This window comes from Streptomyces sp. NPDC005878, assembly GCF_040629815.1.
In the GTDB taxonomy this organism is placed as follows: Bacteria; Actinomycetota; Actinomycetes; order Streptomycetales; family Streptomycetaceae; genus Streptomyces.
Genome location: NZ_JBEXWK010000004.1, coordinates 301,487 through 318,552, shown reverse-complemented (window position 1 = coordinate 318,552; position 17,066 = coordinate 301,487). Strand labels below are relative to the sequence as shown.

14 protein-coding genes and 1 pseudogene are annotated in these 17,066 nt (G+C 71.8%); 6 read left to right on the top strand and 9 right to left on the bottom strand.

The features are described 5' to 3' along the window. Nucleotides 1–39 precede the first annotated feature (39 nt). Nucleotides 40–735 (bottom strand): SDR family NAD(P)-dependent oxidoreductase, encoded by a 696-nt coding sequence (locus ABZ404_RS10000; protein WP_358830885.1) that lies wholly within the window; start codon nucleotides 733–735, stop codon nucleotides 40–42. Between the two features lie 138 nt (nucleotides 736–873). On the opposite strand from ABZ404_RS10000, the gene ABZ404_RS09995 reads away from it, so the two are divergent. Next, nucleotides 874–1,704, top strand: coding sequence for a LysR family transcriptional regulator (locus tag ABZ404_RS09995; RefSeq protein ID WP_358830884.1), 831 nt, complete (start codon nucleotides 874–876; stop codon nucleotides 1,702–1,704). Nucleotides 1,705–2,253: 549 nt separating this feature from the next. Then, nucleotides 2,254–4,062: pseudogene (locus tag ABZ404_RS09990) on the top strand (glycoside hydrolase family 3 protein); the annotation flags it as partial. Nucleotides 4,063–4,169: 107 nt separating this feature from the next. Here the strand turns inward: ABZ404_RS09990 and ABZ404_RS09985 are convergent. Then, nucleotides 4,170–5,693, bottom strand: coding sequence for an alpha/beta fold hydrolase (locus tag ABZ404_RS09985; protein WP_358830883.1), 1,524 nt, complete (start codon nucleotides 5,691–5,693; stop codon nucleotides 4,170–4,172). A gap of 138 nt (nucleotides 5,694–5,831) precedes the next feature. Here ABZ404_RS09985 and ABZ404_RS09980 point away from each other — a divergent pair, with 138 nt between their 5' ends. Continuing rightward, the gene (locus ABZ404_RS09980; RefSeq protein WP_358830882.1) at nucleotides 5,832–6,782 is read left to right on the top strand and encodes a MerR family transcriptional regulator; all 951 of its coding nucleotides are present in this window, start codon (nucleotides 5,832–5,834) and stop codon (nucleotides 6,780–6,782) included. A 307-nt stretch (nucleotides 6,783–7,089) separates the two neighbouring features. After that, the gene (locus ABZ404_RS09975; protein ID WP_358830881.1) at nucleotides 7,090–7,989 is read left to right on the top strand and encodes a methyltransferase domain-containing protein; all 900 of its coding nucleotides are present in this window, start codon (nucleotides 7,090–7,092) and stop codon (nucleotides 7,987–7,989) included. A gap of 96 nt (nucleotides 7,990–8,085) precedes the next feature. On the opposite strand, the gene ABZ404_RS09970 is transcribed toward ABZ404_RS09975, so the two are convergent. Both ABZ404_RS09970 and ABZ404_RS09965 read right to left on the bottom strand, forming a co-directional pair. After that, complete coding sequence (locus ABZ404_RS09970) at nucleotides 8,086–8,961, bottom strand: geranyl diphosphate 2-C-methyltransferase (protein WP_358830880.1); 876 nt, start codon at nucleotides 8,959–8,961, stop codon at nucleotides 8,086–8,088. Between the two features lie 15 nt (nucleotides 8,962–8,976). After that, entirely contained in the window at nucleotides 8,977–10,263 is a 1,287-nt protein-coding gene (locus tag ABZ404_RS09965; RefSeq protein WP_358830879.1) for a family 2 encapsulin nanocompartment cargo protein terpene cyclase, read from the bottom strand. Between the two features lie 684 nt (nucleotides 10,264–10,947). Here ABZ404_RS09965 and ABZ404_RS09960 point away from each other — a divergent pair. Beyond that, on the top strand, nucleotides 10,948–12,360 hold the full coding sequence (locus ABZ404_RS09960) for a family 2B encapsulin nanocompartment shell protein (RefSeq protein WP_358830878.1): 1,413 nt from the start codon (nucleotides 10,948–10,950) through the stop codon (nucleotides 12,358–12,360). A 141-nt stretch (nucleotides 12,361–12,501) separates the two neighbouring features. On the opposite strand, the gene ABZ404_RS09955 is transcribed toward ABZ404_RS09960, so the two are convergent. The 5 genes from ABZ404_RS09955 to ABZ404_RS09935 all read right to left on the bottom strand — a co-directional run bounded on the left by ABZ404_RS09955 (nucleotide 12,502) and on the right by ABZ404_RS09935 (nucleotide 16,602). Continuing rightward, the gene (locus ABZ404_RS09955; RefSeq protein ID WP_358830877.1) at nucleotides 12,502–12,969 is read right to left on the bottom strand and encodes a hypothetical protein; all 468 of its coding nucleotides are present in this window, start codon (nucleotides 12,967–12,969) and stop codon (nucleotides 12,502–12,504) included. A gap of 206 nt (nucleotides 12,970–13,175) precedes the next feature. After that, nucleotides 13,176–14,144, bottom strand: coding sequence for an ROK family protein (locus ABZ404_RS09950; RefSeq protein ID WP_358830876.1), 969 nt, complete (start codon nucleotides 14,142–14,144; stop codon nucleotides 13,176–13,178). Between the two features lie 18 nt (nucleotides 14,145–14,162). Further along, nucleotides 14,163–15,194, bottom strand: coding sequence for an ROK family protein (locus ABZ404_RS09945; RefSeq protein WP_358830875.1), 1,032 nt, complete (start codon nucleotides 15,192–15,194; stop codon nucleotides 14,163–14,165). A gap of 88 nt (nucleotides 15,195–15,282) precedes the next feature. Continuing rightward, nucleotides 15,283–16,035, bottom strand: coding sequence for a hypothetical protein (locus ABZ404_RS09940; protein ID WP_358830874.1), 753 nt, complete (start codon nucleotides 16,033–16,035; stop codon nucleotides 15,283–15,285). A gap of 21 nt (nucleotides 16,036–16,056) precedes the next feature. Then, nucleotides 16,057–16,602: a sigma-70 family RNA polymerase sigma factor gene (locus ABZ404_RS09935; protein ID WP_358830873.1), complete on the bottom strand. Its 546-nt coding sequence runs from the start codon at nucleotides 16,600–16,602 to the stop codon at nucleotides 16,057–16,059. Between the two features lie 166 nt (nucleotides 16,603–16,768). Here ABZ404_RS09935 and ABZ404_RS09930 point away from each other — a divergent pair, with 166 nt between their 5' ends. Further along, the gene (locus ABZ404_RS09930) at nucleotides 16,769–16,987 is read left to right on the top strand and encodes a hypothetical protein (protein WP_358830872.1); all 219 of its coding nucleotides are present in this window, start codon (nucleotides 16,769–16,771) and stop codon (nucleotides 16,985–16,987) included. Nucleotides 16,988–17,066 lie beyond the last annotated feature (79 nt).

Below are 17,066 nucleotides of genomic sequence, written 5' to 3'. Positions count from 1 at the left end.
ACCTCGTGCGCGCGGTCACGGCGACGACCGGCCTCCGCGCTACCAGGGCACGACCTGCCCCTGGTGATCGAGGAAGTGGAGGCCGGGCTTGCCCTGCCGGCGCTCGATCGTCTCCGCCACGCCGGGGACGCTCTCCTCGACGCTGAGCTCGGCGTCGGGTCCGCCGAGGTCGGTACGGACCCAGCCCGGGTCCATGAGCAGCAGCGTCCGCGTGTCGTCGGCACGGCGGGCGGCGTAGCAGCGCATCAGCTGGTTCAGCGCGGACTTGCTCGCGCGGTACAGGTCCTGGCCGCCCCTGGTGTTGAGGGAGATGCTCCCCTGGTCGGAGGACATGACACCGATGGTGCCCGTCGGCGCGACGAGCGGGCCCAGGGTCTCCACCACGCGCATCGGGCCGAGCGCGTTGGTGCTCATGACCTCGGTGAACATCTCCGTCGGCACCTCGCCGATCGGGAGGTCGCCGCGGGTGATGGCGGCGTTGACGAAGAGCAGGTCGAGGGTGCGCCCCTCCAGCCGGTCGCGCAGGGCCGCGATCTGCTCCGGCTCGGTCATCTCCAGCGACTCGACGGTGAGCCGTCCCCCGGAGTCCTCGGCCAGGTCATGGAGCCCGGTGCGCCCGCTGCCGCGGACCGTGCCGATGACGTCCCAGCCGCGACGGAGGAACTCGGCGGCGAGCCCCAGGCCCAGCGTCCGTGACGCGCCGACGATGAGAGCGGTCCTGCGGGTGTCGTTCATGTGATTCCTCGGTGGTCAGGCCAGGCCAGGGATGGCGGGGGATGGTCGGGGATGGTCGGGGAGCGACCACCCCGCAAGTCTCGAAGCGGTCCGGGCGGGCGTCCAATACCCTTCGGACCCGATTGATACCGTGACGGCATGGATCTGGATCTGCGCAAGCTCCGCTACTTCGTCGCGGTGGCCGAGCACCGGCACTTCGGCCGGGCCGCCCAGGCGCTGTTCATCGCGCAGCCCGTCCTCAGTCGGCAGATCCGCGCGTTCGAGCAGGAGCTGGGGTGCCCGCTCTTCACGCGCTCCACGCGAAGCGTCGAGCTGACTCGCGCGGGCGAGCGCCTGTATGACGAGGCGTCACGGATCTCGACGGTGGTGGAGGGGGCGCTGCACCGCGTACGCGAGGCCCAGCGCGGCGAGCAGCGGCTCGTCGTCGCCTTCTCGGCCGGGCTCCAGGTCTCGCATGCCATCCGGGTGTTCACCGCGAACCACCCGGAGGTCGAGATCGACGTGCTTCCGCTGCACTGGCAGGAGCGCGACGCCCCGCTTCGCGACGGCCGGGCGCACGTGGCGTATCTGCGGGGCCCCTTCGACGACACCGGGCTGCGTACCGTCCCCATCGGCCACGAGACCAAGGTCGCGTGCCTTCCGGCGACGCACCCGCTTGCGGATCGCCGTGCCCTCACGTCGGCCGATCTGGAAGACGAGCCGGTCCTCGACGTCAAGTCGCGGCGGACGGCCTCGCTGGACGAGAAGTTCGAGCTCGTCGCCTCCGGCCAGGGCATCGCCCTCGTCCCGGTCAGCATCACCCACTCCTACTCCCGCCCGGACCTCGTCTACGTGCCCGTCATGGACGCCGTGCCCGTCCCGACCTGTCTGGCCGTCCGGGAGGACGACGGCGCGTATCCCGTGGCGGACTTCCTGGACATCGCCACGGCGGAACTGCGCCGACAGGCCGGGAGCGCGGTCGGCGTTTGACAGGTGAATTGATGGCGGGCGCCGTCGTTTGCCGTGCAGGGCGTCGTACCGCCCCGCGGTTTGTCGTACAGCCCAGTGGTCCGTCGGTGTCCGCCGTTGTCCAGCGGGCCGACGCCCCGCTTTCGCTTCGATAAGTGAACGCATGCACACCGCTTGACAGGCAATCAGAGCCGCTGGCTTCATTTATTGCGGCGTAGGTGAGCGGAAGCGGCTCGCGTGTCGCCGTACTGATTCTTCTGTACCGGATGTATCAGATGTATCGGAGAGCGGCCTGTGAAGCCCGGCCCCGTCATCCCTGCCGAACGGAGTCGGGCCTCGCCGTAGCCGCTTTCCGGGAGCGCTCCCAAACCGCAGTTGGATGACACCGTCGCAGCGGCCACACCCAAGGAGCATCACGTGACACGTCAGCGTCTGCGCGGCCCCGCGCCGCACCCCCGCACCGCTCGTCGACGACGTACGGCAGGTCTCCTGCTCACCGCCGCCGCCCTCGTCGCCACCGCGGTCCCGGCGGCGCCGGCCCTGGCCGCCCCGGACTCCGCTGCCACCGCCTCCCACGGCCGGGCGCTGCCGTACCTCGACCCGGAGCTGCCGGTGGCCCGCCGGGTCTCCGACCTTCTGGGCCGGATGACGACAGCGGAGAAGATCGGCCAGATGACGCAGGCCGAACGCGGCTCGGTCGACGCCGAGCCCACCCGCATCACCGACCTCAACCTCGGCTCACTGCTGTCCGGCGGCGGCTCCACGCCCACGCCCAACACGCCCGAGGCCTGGGCGGACATGGTCGACGGTTATCAGCGGCACGCCCTCGCGACCCGGCTGCACATCCCCCTGCTGTACGGGATCGACTCCGTCCACGGGAACGGCAACCTGGTCGGCGCGACGATCTTCCCGCACAACATCGGCATGGGCGCCACGCGCAACGCCCGGCTGGTGGCCGAGGAGGAGCACATCACGGCCACCGAGACCCGGGCCACCGGCCCGCAGTGGGTGTTCGCGCCGTGTGTGTGCGTGGCCCGCGACGACCGGTGGGGCCGTACCTACGAGAGCTTCGGCGAGGACCCCGCCCTGGTGCAGCGGATGGAAAGCGCCATCGACGGCTTCCAGGGCACCCGTCCGAAGGACCTGGCCCGGCCCGACCGGGTGCTGGCCACCGTCAAGCACTACGCCGGTGACGGCGACACCACGTACGGGACCTCCACCACCAACGACTACACCATCGACCAGGGAACCACCGTCACCAGCCACCGGCGCTTCGCCGCCGTCGACCTGGCGCCCTACGTCACCGCCGTCCAGGTCCACGACGTGGGCAGCGTCATGCCGTCGTACTCGTCCGTCCAGTGGACCGACGTGCCCGGCAGCAAGCCGGTCAAGATGAGCGCCAGCAAGGAGCTGCTCACCGACGTCCTGAAGCGGAAGATCGGCTTCGAAGGGTTCCTCATCAGCGACTGGGACGCCATCACCCAGCTGCCGGGCGACTTCGCCACCCAGGTCCGCACCTCCGTCAACGCGGGCATGGACATGTTCATGCAGCCGTACAACGCCCCGCAGTTCGAGCAGGCCCTCACCGCCGAGGTCGAGGCCGGCCGCGTCCGGATGTCCCGCATCGACGACGCGGTGGCGCGCATCCTGCGGGCGAAGTTCCGGCTCGGCCTGTTCGAGCACCCGTACACCGACCGGGCCAACATCGACACCATCGGTTCCCCCGAGCACCGGGCGGTGGCCCGTCGCGCCGTGGCGGAGTCCCAGGTGCTGCTGAAGAACGACCACCACACCCTGCCGCTCAGGCCGTCCCAGAACCTGTACGTGGCCGGAGTCAACGCCGACGACCTCGGCAACCAGGCCGGCGGCTGGACCGTGACCTGGCAGGGCCAGTCCGGCAACACCGCCTTCCCGGGCACCACCATCCTGCGGGGCATCCAGCGCGAGGCCGAGAACGTCACCTACAGCGCCGACGCCAGCGCGCCCATGGCAGGACACGACGTCGGCATCGTCGTCGTCGGGGAAACCCCCTACGCGGAGGGTGTCGGTGACGTCGGCAAGGGCGGCAACACCCTGAACCTCTCCGCCAAGGACCGGGCGAACATCGACCGCGTCTGCTCCGCGATCAAGACGTGCCTCGTCCTCGACGTCGCCGGGCGCCCGCAGATCATCACCGACCAGCTGCCCAAGGTGGACGCCTTCGTCATGTCCTGGCTCCCGGGCAGCGAGGGCGACGGGGTCGCCGACGTCCTGTTCGGCAAGCGCCCCTTCACCGGCAAGCTCCCCGTCACCTGGCCCCGCAGCGAGGCCCAGGAGCCGATCAACGTCGGTGACGCGGACTACGACCCGCTGTTCCCCTACGGATACGGCCTGACCACCAGGCACTGACCTCGACGCGGCGAAGCACCCGCCCCGCCTCCTCGAAGCCGGCCGCGCCCCTCTGGGGGCGCGGCCGGTGCCTTCGACGCGATGGCGAGGCCGGGCCGTCAGGCCCGCAGATGGGCCAGCACCGAGCCCATCGCCCGGTCGATCGCCGCCCGCGCCTCCTCGCCGGGCAGCCGCGTCTCGAAGCCGTGGTGGCCGTGAGGGACATCGACCACCTCCACGTCGGCACCGCAGTCCTCGGCGGCGGCCAGGAACTCCTCGACGGTCGCGGCGATCTCCGCCATCTCCAGGCCCACCCGGGTCAGCACGATGGGCAGGTCGCCCGCGTCGGGCAGGGCCTCCACCGGGTGGAAGCGGCCCTCGCCGAGGCCCCAGTTCGGCAGGGGAGCCAGGACCGGATAGGTGGCCGCCAGGCAGCGCAGCCACGCCGGGCGCGCTCCCAGCCAGGGCGCGGAGAGCGGGCCGCCGCCCGAGAAGAACCACAGGGCGACACGGTCCGCGTCGACCCGGGGGTCGGCCCGTACCGCCTCCACCGCCGCCGCGACGTCCGCCGCCGCGAGCGGGTAGTCGCCGACGTCGTGCAGCCGGTGGTCCAGCACCGCGCCCACCACTCCCCGACCCGCCGCGAGGCGCGCGTAGCCGGCGAAGACCGGCCAGTCGCGCGGGGTGGGCCTGACGTCGGCGGGCACCGGGCCGCCGTGGACGAACAGCACCGCGGGCAGCGGCCCCGCCCCCGTGGCCTCGGGTACGTACAGGTCGACGTGCCCTTTCCTCTCGCGCGGCACCTCGGGCACCGCCAGGGGAAACGGCCGAAGATACGAGGGGAGTTCGTCGGCAGGCGTCAGCCGGTGACCCTCGCCCGCGGCCGCCGCCAGCAGCGCGTCGGCCAGCTCGCCGGGGCAGGAGAGCATCGGCCAGTGCCCGGTGGGCAGCTCGAAGAACGACACCCGGGGGTCGACCAGGGCCTGAAGGGCGGAGTGGCCCATGTTCACCATGCTCTGGAGCAGCTCGATGCCGCCGCCGTTGCCGCTGCACAGCACGGCGCTGGTCGGCACGGCCGCCACCGCGCCCGTCAGACGGAGGGGTTGCAGCAGGGTGCCGAGCGGTTGCGGCGCGGCGAGCCGGGTCAGCCGCTCCAGCGCCCGCCCGGAGACTCCGGCGGTGCTGCCCCACCGCCGCCACGCGACGGCGTCGGCCGGGGCGGGGAGCGTCCCGGTGGCCGCCTCGCCGCCCTGTTCGGCGAGCTTCGCCAGCTCCTCGCGCAGTGCCTGGTCGGGTACGGAGGCCAGGGCCGGCAGCCCGTCCATCGGCATGCCCGCGTCCACGTACACGATCCGTGTGACGCGCCCGGCACGCCGGTCGGCGGCGCCGAGCACGGGGTGGATGCCGTACGCGTGGCCGACGAGCACGAGGTCCCGGTCCCCGGCCACGCGGTCGATCACCGCGAGCACATCGGCGATGTGCGTCTCCAGGTCCGTGCCGGGACCGGCGGCCTCGCGGTGCTCACCGAGCCCGGTGAGGGTGGGCGCGTGCACCTCGGCGCCCGCCGCGCGCAGCCGCGCCGCCGTCTCCTCCCACACGTAACCGCCGGTGAACGTACTGGACACCAGGATGAACGCGGTCATGGATCTTTCCTCTCCCTCTTGCCGGAAGCCCCCGTACGCGGCGGTCCGTGCGGTCACGCGCGGACGGCACCCCCGTGGTCCTTGATCGGCCGTCCGCGCTCACCGGTACGGTAGGAACTCCCCCTGAGGGAGGTTCAAGTGCCGCTTTCCCGCGACGGCCTGTGGAGCATCGGCGAGCTCGCCGAGCACGTCGGCGTCACCGTCAAGACCGTCCGCTTCTATTCCGACCGCGGCCTGCTGCCGGAGGCCTCTCGCAGCGCGGGCGGACACCGCCGGTACGGCCCGGCGGCGCTGGACCGGCTGCGGCTGATCCGCTCGCTGCGCGCGCTGGACCTGCCGCTGCCCGAGGTACGGCGGATCCTCGACGAGGACGACGGTACGGGCGGGGTGGCGCTGGAGGCGGCCGTCACGGGGCAGCTGCGTGAACTGGGCGACCGCATGAGGGCGTTGCGGTGGCGCGAGGCGGGGCTGCGGCTGGTCCAGGAGTGCGCGCCGCACGAGCGTGCCGACCGGCTGCGGCTGCTGGGCGCGGTCGCCGCCCCGCCGAGCACGGACCCGCTCGCGCGGTTCTGGCGCGCCTGGCTGCCGCCCCGGATGCCGGCCCGCGCCCGTTCGGCGTTCCTGGAGGTGGCGGTCCCGGCACCGCCCGACGACCCCGCGCCCGCCCAGGTCCTCGCCTTCGCCCGGCTCAACGCCTTCGTGACCCGGCCGTGCGTCGCGGGCGAATCCTGCCAGCCCGCGGCCCACACCTCCTCACCGGACTTCCGCCCGGACGTGCTGTACGCGGGTCTGGCCGAGGCGTACGAGCTGGCGGGCGCGCAGGTGCGGCGGGGGCGCGCGCCGCGCGCGGGGGAAGCGCTGGACTGCTTCGTCGCGGCCTACGCGGCCTCCCGGCGCACCCGTGACACTCCCGGCTTCCGGCGCACGCTGGGGCCCTGGCTCGCGGCGGACCCGCGGATCGACCGGTACTGGGAACTGGTGGCCGAGGTGACCGGCCCCGAGGACGGCCGACCCGTACCCACCCCCGGCGTGACACACGACTGGCTGCTCGCGGCGCTGACCGCGCAGGCGGCCGAGGCGGCGGCCTGAGCCACTCGCGGCCGCGTTCGTGCCGGGCCGCGCCGCGTCCGTGCCGGGCGGTGCCACTCTCGTACCAGACGCTGCCCTGTTCGTGAAGGGCTGCCTGGAAAACCGTCCCCGTACCAAGGTACCGTCCGCGTAACAAGACGGCCTCGGCACCGAGTTGGCCGTCACCCCGGCAGGAGGTGCTCATGGGCAGTCGTCAGGACTCGGACGGTCAGGTGGGCGGGCCGCACAGCTCACCGGGTGACCCCGGCAACCCCGCTCCCGAGCCCGAACCCGCCCCGCCGGAGGAGGACTAGACGGATACCCCGGCATGACGAGCCGGGTCGACCCGCAGGAGCTGCGCGCACGCTGCGCGGCCGAACTCGACGGGAAGGAATGCGGCCACTTCCATGGACGGCCGTGGCTGCGGGCCGCGTTCCTCGCGGTGCCGCGCGAGCACTTCGTCCCCGACCAGGTGTGGTGGCCCTACCCGCGCGAGGACGGACTGCACCCGGTCATCGACCGTACGCGGCGGCCCCGTTCGTGGCTGCGGGCCGTCTACACGGCGCAGGCGTCCCTCATCACCCAGGTCGCCGACGGGCGCGTACGACCGCAGGACGGCCCGACCCGGGAGCCGTTCACCTCGGCCGCCTCGTGCCCGGCGGTCGTCGTCGACATGCTCCACTACCTCGACCCCGGCCCCGGCGACACAGCCCTGGAGATCGGCACCGGCACCGGCTACAGCACCGCCGTGCTGGCCCAGAGAGTGCCGCCCGACCGGCTCGTCACGGTGGAGATAGACCGGGAACTCGCCGATCTCGCCCGGGACCGGCTCGCCCGACTGGGACTGCGGCCGACCGTCGTCTGCGCGGACGGGGAACAGGGCCATCCCCAGCGAGGCCCCTACACGAGAATCATCTCGACCGCCGCGGTGCGCCGCGTCCCGCAGCCCTGGCTCGACCAGGCCGCCCCCGGCGCCGTCGTCATCACCCCGCTCAACGGTCCGTTCGGCCACGACGCCCTGCTGCGCCTCGTCGCCGACGGCGAAGGCGGCGCCCAGGGCCGGCTCGTGACGGGCGTCGCCTTCATGAAGACGCGCGGGCAACGCGACGAACTCCCCTACACCGACCTCGGCTGGCCGACGGTGACGGGGCCGTGGCCCGCCTACACCGAGGTCGAATACCGCGTCACCGTACGGGACGGACGCCAGCGGATCACGCTGGTGCGGTGAGGCCATTCCCTGGGTCCCTCATGAGGGCGGGCAGCCGGCAGCTGGTGCGTATGCCCGCCCTCCGCGGGGCCGGGGGCCCGGTGGGTGCTCGGCCGGTCAGACGCGGTCGGCCGCGATCAGGAGGTACTGGAAGGAACCGTCCTTGTAGGAGTTGAGGAACGCCTCCTCGATGCCCGTGGTCAGGGAGGACGTGGCGCGCAACTCCCAGTACGGCAGAGTCGCCGGTGTCAGGTCGGTGATCGTCTGGGGGACGAGGCGGTTGTCGGCCATGGCCCGCAGGTATTCACGGCGTGAGTGGATGTTGCACTCGAAGTGCGCGTTGATCTGGGACACCCACTTCGAGGGCTGCCCGTAGACGGGGTTCCAGCACCCGGTGATCGTCACATACCGGCCGCCGGGGGCGAGGATGCGGGCGTGTTCGGCGAAGAGGTCGTGCAGGTCGACGTACATGCTCGACTCGTTGTTCCAGGAGGCCGCCGCCTGCCCGTTCGTGAACGGCATGTCGAGCATGTTGCAGACGTGGGCGCGGACGGACGCGTCGATGCCGAGCTCGTGGGCGCGCCGGTTGGCGAAGTCGGCCTGCTTGGTGGAGAGGGTGACACCCTGGACCGAGCAGCCGAAGCGCTGGTGCGCCATCACCATGGAGCCACCGCGGCCGCAGCCGGCGTCCACCAGCAGCGCGTCCGGCTGGACGGGGCCGAGGTGGTCCAGGAGCAGGTCCGCCTGCGCGGACTCCAGCCGGTGCAGCTCGGCGATGAATTTCGCCTCGCGGTCGGTGTCCTGGGGGTGGGCGAGCGCGGATTCGTCGACGGCCCCGATGCCGTAGTGGTGGTGGTACAGGCCGTCCACGTCGCCGAGGCGCAGGTTCACCGGACGCGCCTCGTGGTCCCAGTAGCGGGCGATGTCTCCCTGGTAGGGGGTCGCCGGGTGGGGGATGGCCGCGGTCGTGGCGGGTTCGGCTGTCTTGGGCACGATGGGTCTCCTTGTTTACCAGAAGTCGGGCAGGCCGTAGCGGTAGGTGTTGGTCTGGTGCCAGTGGTGGTTGCCGTCGACCCACGCCGCCACACCGCGCAGGAAGCGGGTGACCTGGGGGGCGGGGCAGGCGAGAGCCAGGGCGGCGGCCTCGGCCTCGTAGGCGTGCATCAGATCGTTGTGGATCTCGATGGCCTTGAGGTACGCGTTGCGCTCGTCCAGGTTCTCGTGCTCGGCCAGCACCACGGGCAGGTTCATGTGCCGCCCGGGGGCGGCGAGTTCCTTGGTGTACGAGTAGAGGTCGTTGACGATGGTGGTCGCATTGGAGGCGAGGGCGATGACCCGCTGCATGGCCGGCTGGGCGTGCAGGTCCGCGGGCAGTTCGTAGCCGCCGACGGTGTCGGTGATGGTGGGGCAGGGGCGGAAGTTGTTGAACTGCCGCATCGCCAGGTACTCCCACACCTCGGGCACGTACTCCGTCTGCGCCCAGGCGGCCTCGGCGAGGTAGCCCAGGTGCAGCCGGGCCATGTCGTGCCGGTACCGGTCGGCCTGGGAGGCGCTGGCGGCCTGGAGGAAGTAGTCCATCGCCGAGCGGTAGGCCCGCCGCGGGGCGTCGCTGTGCAGTGACTCCGTCCAGGGCGCCTGGTACTCCCGCGTGGTGTGCAGGGGGTCGAGCGCGGTGTGTGCCAGGAGGAGGCGTCCGCCGAGTCCGACCGGCGAGCCCCCGTGGTCCTCGCAGTAGCAGTCGTCGACCGCGTTCTCCGCGGCCATCAGCCGCGTGGCGATCATCAGGTGGTCGATGGTGGGGGCGTCGGGGTGGCAGGCGACCATGTATCTGCCCAGGGAGAACCCGTCGAACTGGTCTTCCCACTCCGGCGGGTACAGCTCGACCTCGTCGACCGCCCAGTCCTTGATCCGGCGGCTGACCTCCGCGACTCGCGCCGCGTCGGGCTCGGGCACCGGGTGGTAGTAGAGGCCCGGGATCTCCCGGCACGGTGGTGGTGGCTGCGCGCGCCGCGCGAGGTGCAGGGCGGCGGTGCCGAGGCCGTTCGGCCCGCTGAGCACCCGTTCCCACGCCTCGCCGGTTGGTGCGGGATCGCCGCGCGCCTCGTCCTCGCACACCGTCCCGGTGTCAGGGGTGTGCGGCGTCACCGTGTCCGCTCGCGCGGCGGAGTCCTGGACGCGGGCCCCGACGTCCTCCCGGCAGTCGACCGGCTCGGGAGGTGTCTCACCGGGTGCGGCGGGCGGTACCACGGCCTGGGGGCCCACTGTCGGCACCGAGTAGAGCGGGGGACCGGGCATCCATGACTCCTTGGGTGGGTGGACTGCTGGGGGTGGACGGGTGCGAACATACGGATGGCGCCCGGAAGGCCGGGCGGTCAGTGGTGAGTGCATGGGTCACCAGCGCGTGAAACAGCGGGGACCGTCAGGTCATTTCCTCGGTATGGGCGGTGAGCGGATCGTGTGCGCTCGGATTGCCCGTTCACGTCCTTCATCGCGGGAAAGAGAAGACAAAGAGGACGGCTGGAAGGCTTCCTTCCAGATCCGGGAACGAGCGTAGGACGGTTCGGCGAACCGGCGTGCCGGGAAGGCTCGTTGTCATTCGATGTGGTGACACTGCCGTCAAGGGGTTTGGCGTGCGCGCAGGTGCGCGGACCTGCGGTTCCGGCCCGGTGAGGACGCCGACTCCGCACCCGTCGGGCCCTGTTGGGCAGAGCGGGGATGTGTCGTCGGCGTATCCGTGACCCGGCGATACGGCAGTGAGTGCGCCGATAGGAAGGGGGAGAGCGAGATCGGGTCACCGGGATTTGCCGGAATCTCGCGGATTCCCCGCCCATGGGTTGTGCCGGGTCGCCCGAAGAATGGCCAAATACCGTTCCATTCAATCGTGTTAGGCGAACCCTTTAACTCTTTCGTGTAGTAGCGAACTCCCTTCCTTACGGTCAGGCTGTCCGTGACTGTTTTCCGTTCGAAGGAAGGACCCTCATGTCGGTTGATGCAAGTCCGCAGGAGTCGGTGGACCGGGAACGCGAGCAACAAAGTCTCGGTACCGCCGCCGCGCGGAATCTGGCGACCACCACCAAGTCCGTTCCCCAGATGCAGGAGATCAGCTCCCGGTGGCTGCTGCGCATGCTGCCGTGGGTGCAGGTGAAGGGTGGTACGTACCGGGTCAACCGGCGACTGAGCTACTCGGTGGGCGACGGACAGGTCACCTTCGTGCAGACCGGCGGGCGGGTCGAGGTCATCCCCGCCGAGCTGGGAGAGCTGCCGGCGCTGCGCCGGTTCGAGGACGAGGCGGCGCTGGGGGAGCTGGCGAACCGCTGCGAGCAGCGCGAGTACGCGGCCGGGGAGGTCCTCGCCACCGCCGGGGACCCGGTGGACACGGTGTACCTGCTGGCCCACGGCCGGGTGGAGCGCGTCGGCCCCGGACCCTACGGCAGCGAGGCGGTGCTCGGCGTCCTGGCCGACGGGGCGTACCTGGGTGAGCAGGCCCTGGTCTCGGGCGACGCCACCTGGGACGCCACGGTCCGGGCGGCGACGGCCTGCACCGTGCTCACGCTGAGCCGCGCGGACGTGCTCAACCTCGCCGAGCGCGCCACCTCGCTGGGCGACCACCTGACCGCCTTCGCGGCGATCCCGGAGCAGCGGACCAACAAGTATGGCGAGGCGGCGATCGACCTGTCGGCCGGTCATGTCGGCGAGGCGGTCATCCCGCACACGTACGTGGACTACGAGGGCGCGCCGCGCGAGTACGAACTCTCGGTCGCGCAGACGGTGTTGAAGGTCCACAGCCGGGTCGCGGACCTGTACAACCAGCCGATGAACCAGACCGAGCAGCAGTTGCGGCTCACGGTCGAGGCGCTGCGCGAGCGCCAGGAGGACGAGCTCGTCAACAACCGCGAGTTCGGGCTCCTCGCCAACTGCGACTACGGGCAGCGGATCCAGCCGCACGACGGCGTGCCCAGCCCCGACGACATGGACGAACTGCTCTCGCGCCGACGCGGCAACAAGTTCTTCCTCGCCCACCCCAAGGCCATCGCCGCCTTCGGCCGCGAGTGCAACAAACGCGGCCTGGTCCCGGAATCGATCGACGTCAACGGCCACCGGATCCCCGCCTGGCGCGGTGTGCCCATCTTCCCGTGCGGCAAGATCCCCGTCTCTCCCCAGCGCACCACCTCGATCCTCTGCATGCGTACGGGTGAGGACGAGCAGGGGGTGATCGGTCTGCGGCAGGAGGGGATTCCGGACGAGATCGAGCCGAGCCTGTCGGTGCGGTTCATGGGGATCGACGAGCAGGCGATCATCTCGTACCTGGTCACCGCCTACTACTCCGCGGCGATCCTCGTCCCGGACGCCCTCGGTGTCCTGGAGAACGTGGAAGTGAGCCGCTGGCGCTGACGCCGCCTCCGGCCCGGACGCGTCAATCCCGGCCCGTCATGCCTGGGCCGGGATCGCTTCCGGACCGCCCGCGCGCGGCGCCGCGACGGGCGCCGTGTCCGGAGCGGCGGCGGCTCCGCCCCGGACGCGGACCTCGGGTGGTCAGTGAGCCGAACGGGCGGCGTTCTCGGCGGCCTGGAGGGCGTCGACCGTCTTGCGGAGCTCCACCAGCGTCGCCGCGGGGACCAGCTGGGTCGTCGTGGCCTGCTCGGTGAGCGCGCTCTGCGCCGCGGGGGGCTTGGCCGACGACAGTCCGCCGAGGAGGCCGGACAGGACGTTCTGAAGGGTCTTCACCAGACCGGTCACGATCGACACCAGCCCACCGGCGCCACCGTCGTCGGCGGGCGCCGCGAGCTGCGGTGCCAGCGGGGTCTGTGTCTTCCCCAGGGGCGCCGGATCCGTCACCGGTCCCGTCGGAAGCGCCGACGCGGGCGGATCCATGGGCAGGGCCGGGGCCGCGACCGGCTGCGGGGCGTCGGAGCCGGGACGCGGGACGGCGGCAGCGGCGGAGGCGACCGGGGTGAGGGCGAGCGCTGCGGTCAGGGCGGCAGCGGTCCATGTGGCACGCATCAGAGACGGTTCTCCTGTTCGAGAGGGCGGAGGATCAGGGAGACAGGCATGACGCCGCACTTCCTCAACCACACCGTGCGCCACGACCACCACCGCGGCCACCGCTCCTACGCCGAATGCGTAGCGTCACCCCGCCGAGACCACCGTTCGGGTGTGAGCGGGGCCGATGGGCACCCCGGCCCGGCGGAGGTACGGGCCCGTCGCGGCTACCGCCGTTCGAGTGCCAGCAGGGCTGCCCCGATCCATCCGGCGTCCGTGCCCAGCCGGGCGGGGACGATGTCCGGCAGATCGCGGTGGGAGCGTGCGGTGACGAAGTGTTCGAAGCTCGTACGGACAGGTTTCAGCAAGGGGTCGCCGGCCTGGGCGGCTCCGCCGCCGAGCACGATCAACTGGAGATCGAACAGGTTGACGAGGGTGGCGATACCGATGCCGAGCCAGTGGCCGAGCCGCTCCAACTGGGCGAGCGCCGTCGGGTCGTCCTGGACCGCGGCGGTCGAGACGGTCTCCCCGGTGACCCGGGAGGCGCCCCCGGCGAGGGTGGCCAGCGTTCCGCCCGGATCCAGCGCGGCGGCCGCGGCGCCGTAGCGGCCGAGGGCCGTTCCGGAGGCGAGGGACTCCAGGCAGCCCACGGTTCCGCAGCCGCACCGCTCCGACCCGTACGGATCGACGATCATGTGACCGATCTCCGTACCGATGCCGGAGCTCCCGCGAAACAGCCGGTCGGCGAGGACGACACCGCCGCCGACGCCGGTGCCGACGGTGAGGAACGCCATGTACGAGGCGCGGTGCCCGAGGCGGTATTCGGCCCAGCAGGCGGTGTTGGCATCGTTGTCGACGACCGTGGGCAGCCCGGTCGCGGCCTGCAGGAGCGCGCGCAGGGGCACATCGCGGTAGCCGGAGTTGGGGGCAGTACGGATCCGGCCCTGCGGCCAGTCGACGAGCCCCGCGGCCCCGACGCCGATCGCGGCGATACCGCCGTCGTCGGTGGCGGGGCCGTGCAGGCTTCTCAGCTCCTCGATCACGTCGAGGACGGCGGTGAGCACGGCGTCCTGTTCGGCCGCGGGGCATGGGCGCGGTTCGAGTTTGGTGATCACCTCGCCGTGTGCGTCCGTCACACCGGCCGCGATCTTGGTGCCGCCGACGTCGAGTCCGATGGCGTAACGAGGGAGGGCCATGGGTGAGCTCCTAGGGGCCTAGCGGGAACGGAGACGGACGCCGAAACAGTTCTGGAGGGCGATCAGGGCAGCGCCGTGCGCGCCCAGGACGGGTTGCAGCGGTTTGGTGACCAGCTGGCACTCCCGGTACGCCAGGAAGGCGTACGCGGGGAAGCGCCGGAGTTCGTGCAGGAAGGCGTTGGCCGCGAGCCGGCCGGGCCCCGCGGTGATCAGGTCCCGGGCCGCGTACACCACCATCTGGCGGGGGCCGAAGAGACTGAGCAGCTGGCCCATTCCGAAGGCGATCGCGGCGCCCGCGCTGCGGAAGGCGCCGAGCGCCGGCACGGCCTGCGGCTCGGCGCTCTCGGCGAGGCCGATCGCGCCCTCCAGGCCGTCGCGCTGACAGCCGGTGCGCTCCCTGACCACGGCCGTGAGCGCCCGGGCACCGGCCTGGCTCTCGACGCAGCCGCGCATCCCGCAGTCGCACAGACGTCCGCGCCGGGAGATGCGCAGATGCCCGAACTCCAGCGGAATGGACAGGCGTTCGTGCTCGACGACGATGCCCGCGCCCACCCCGTCCCGGATCAGGACGACACCGAAGGTGGGACTGTCCGTGCCCACACCGAAACGCTGCTCGTAGGCGGCGAAGGCGTGCGCGTCGTTGTCCACCGAGGTGACGCAGCCGGTGGCGGCCCGCAGCGCGGTGCCCAGCGGATAGTCCACCCACGCGTAGGGCGGGGGTTTGTCCTTGCCGTGGTCGTCGGGAGGGTTGGCGTAGCGCCGCACCAGCCCGGTCCCTGTGTCCACCGGCCCGCCGAGCTGGACGCCCAGACAGATCCGGCGGCGGGGGAAGCTGCTGCCGAGCGCGTCCGCCACCAGATGGGCGGTCAGCTCGGCGATGTGCCCGACCACGTCCTGCGGTTCCATCCCGGTGAGGTTCTTGTGGGCCCTGGCCGTCACTCTGCCGTCGGTCTGGGCCATCACACCCACCAGCTTGTAGGGCAGCAGCTCCACGCCCACCGCGTAGTAGCCGTGGTCGAGTTCGTAGGAGCGGCGCAGTATCTGTTGCACGTGCGGATCGTTCATGGCCGTATGTCCTGGTCGGAAGGGCGTGCGCGACGGCGTGCGGAAAACTGCGTAACGGGACGGGGCAGCGGGTTCAGAGGAGCGACGCGGGATCGACCGCGTCCGGGTAGCGCGCGGCGGCGGAGCGGATCGCGGCGGGCGTCAGCTTGAGGATGTCGCGCCTCTCGCGGTCCACGTGCCCCGACCGGTCCAGGCCGAGCCGGTGCAGGGTGTGGGCGCGGCCCTTGGTCGCGCACTGCCACAGCACGGGCACGATCAGGGTGCCGGACTGGTCGTCGAGCCCGTCGAACGGTGTGTCCTCGCTCATCAGCCAGTGGCACTCGTGCACATACGGCAGATGACGCACGCACTCGCTCAGGAACACCGTCCGCACCGTGGTGGAGGCGTCCTGGGGAGCCGGGATCAGCTCGGGTTGCGGGGACTCGTCGCGCAGGCTGCTCAGCGCCCTGGCGACCGTCTCGACGGTGATCTCGTCGATGGCGTCGCCGGTCAGCCGCAGCCGGGGGTCGCCCACCGTGCTGACCACCGTGAGCCACAGCACCACGGCGCGCCGGCCGAAGGCGGCCCAGGCCGCGCGCGGTTCCAGCAGGGCCGTGTCGGTGTCCTCGGGCGGCGCGGCCAGGGGTTCCGCGGCGTGGGCCCGCAGCAGGTGGACCAGCCGCCGGTCGACCTCCTCGCCGGTGAGGTTGCGGCTCACCTCCTCGTCGACCGCGCGCAGGTAGCGCTGGAAGGCCGGGTGCACGTCGCGTGCGGGGTCCCGGCGCCCCTGACGATCCTTGGCGGGGACTCGGCGGGCCGCGGTATTCCGCTTTTCGTTCTTGGACACGGGGACCTCCTTCTGCTTTCGTCAGATGCCGTCGGGGCCGGTCTCCGGCCCCAGTTCCTGTTCCAGCGCCTTGCGCAGGGCTTCCTTGGCATGGCGCAGATTGCTGCGTGCGGTGTCCGGCTTGCAGCCCAGCTGGTCCGTGATCTCGCCGATGGAGAAGCCGTCGTAGTACAGCGCCAGCACCTCGCGCTGCCGGGGCGGCAGACCGGCGAGCCGCAGCAGTACGCGGGTCTTCTCGTCCGGGTCGGCCTCCGCCTGCGGCGCGGTCCCCCGGGTGTCCCGCAGGGCGTTGACCGTCTCCAGCTCCCGCCGCCTGCGGTCGCGGCCCACCTTCGAGTAGAAGGCACTCCACGCCGCCTTGCGGACCCAGGCTGCGGGGCGTACGTAGCCGGAGGGCCACTTGGCCAGCATCTGGCGCATCGCCTCCTGCACCGCGTCCTCGGCCTCCTCCCACGGCACGCCGCCCTTGCGCAGGGCGCGCACGATGCCGGCGTAGTGGGTGCGGTAGAAGGTGTCGAAGCCGTCCGGTGCGGAGGGATGCGGCTCCGGATTCTCTTCCTGGCTCACGCGGCCACCCCCTGGGACGTCGGTTACGTCTATAGGGCGGCCGACGGGGCGAATCCGTGCAAAGCGCGGACGCGCTTTCCCAAGACCTTTTCCCTGTGGCCGGAATTGCACAACTTCCGTTGCTCGTCGGCCTGTTGAGCAGTAAGGGGAGAGGAGGCGGAACATCATGCAGCGCAAGACGACCGAGAGGCCGAAGCGCCGGGTCGAGGCCGGCGCGCGGGCCACGGGCAGGCCCCCTCGGCCCGCCGAGGTGGTGGCCCTCGTGAACGGTGTGACGGCCAGTGTCGGCGGGATCTATCTGCTCACGTCGTCCGTGACGGTCACGCTCTGCGGCGCTCTGTTGGCGACGCTGTTGGCGGGGCTCTACGTGGTGCTCGGACGCTAGATCCCCCCCGCGGGGGAGGGCCGGGGCCGAGGGTGGTGCGGGCCGATGAAGGCGGTCGGCAGGCACCGCCCCCGGCGCG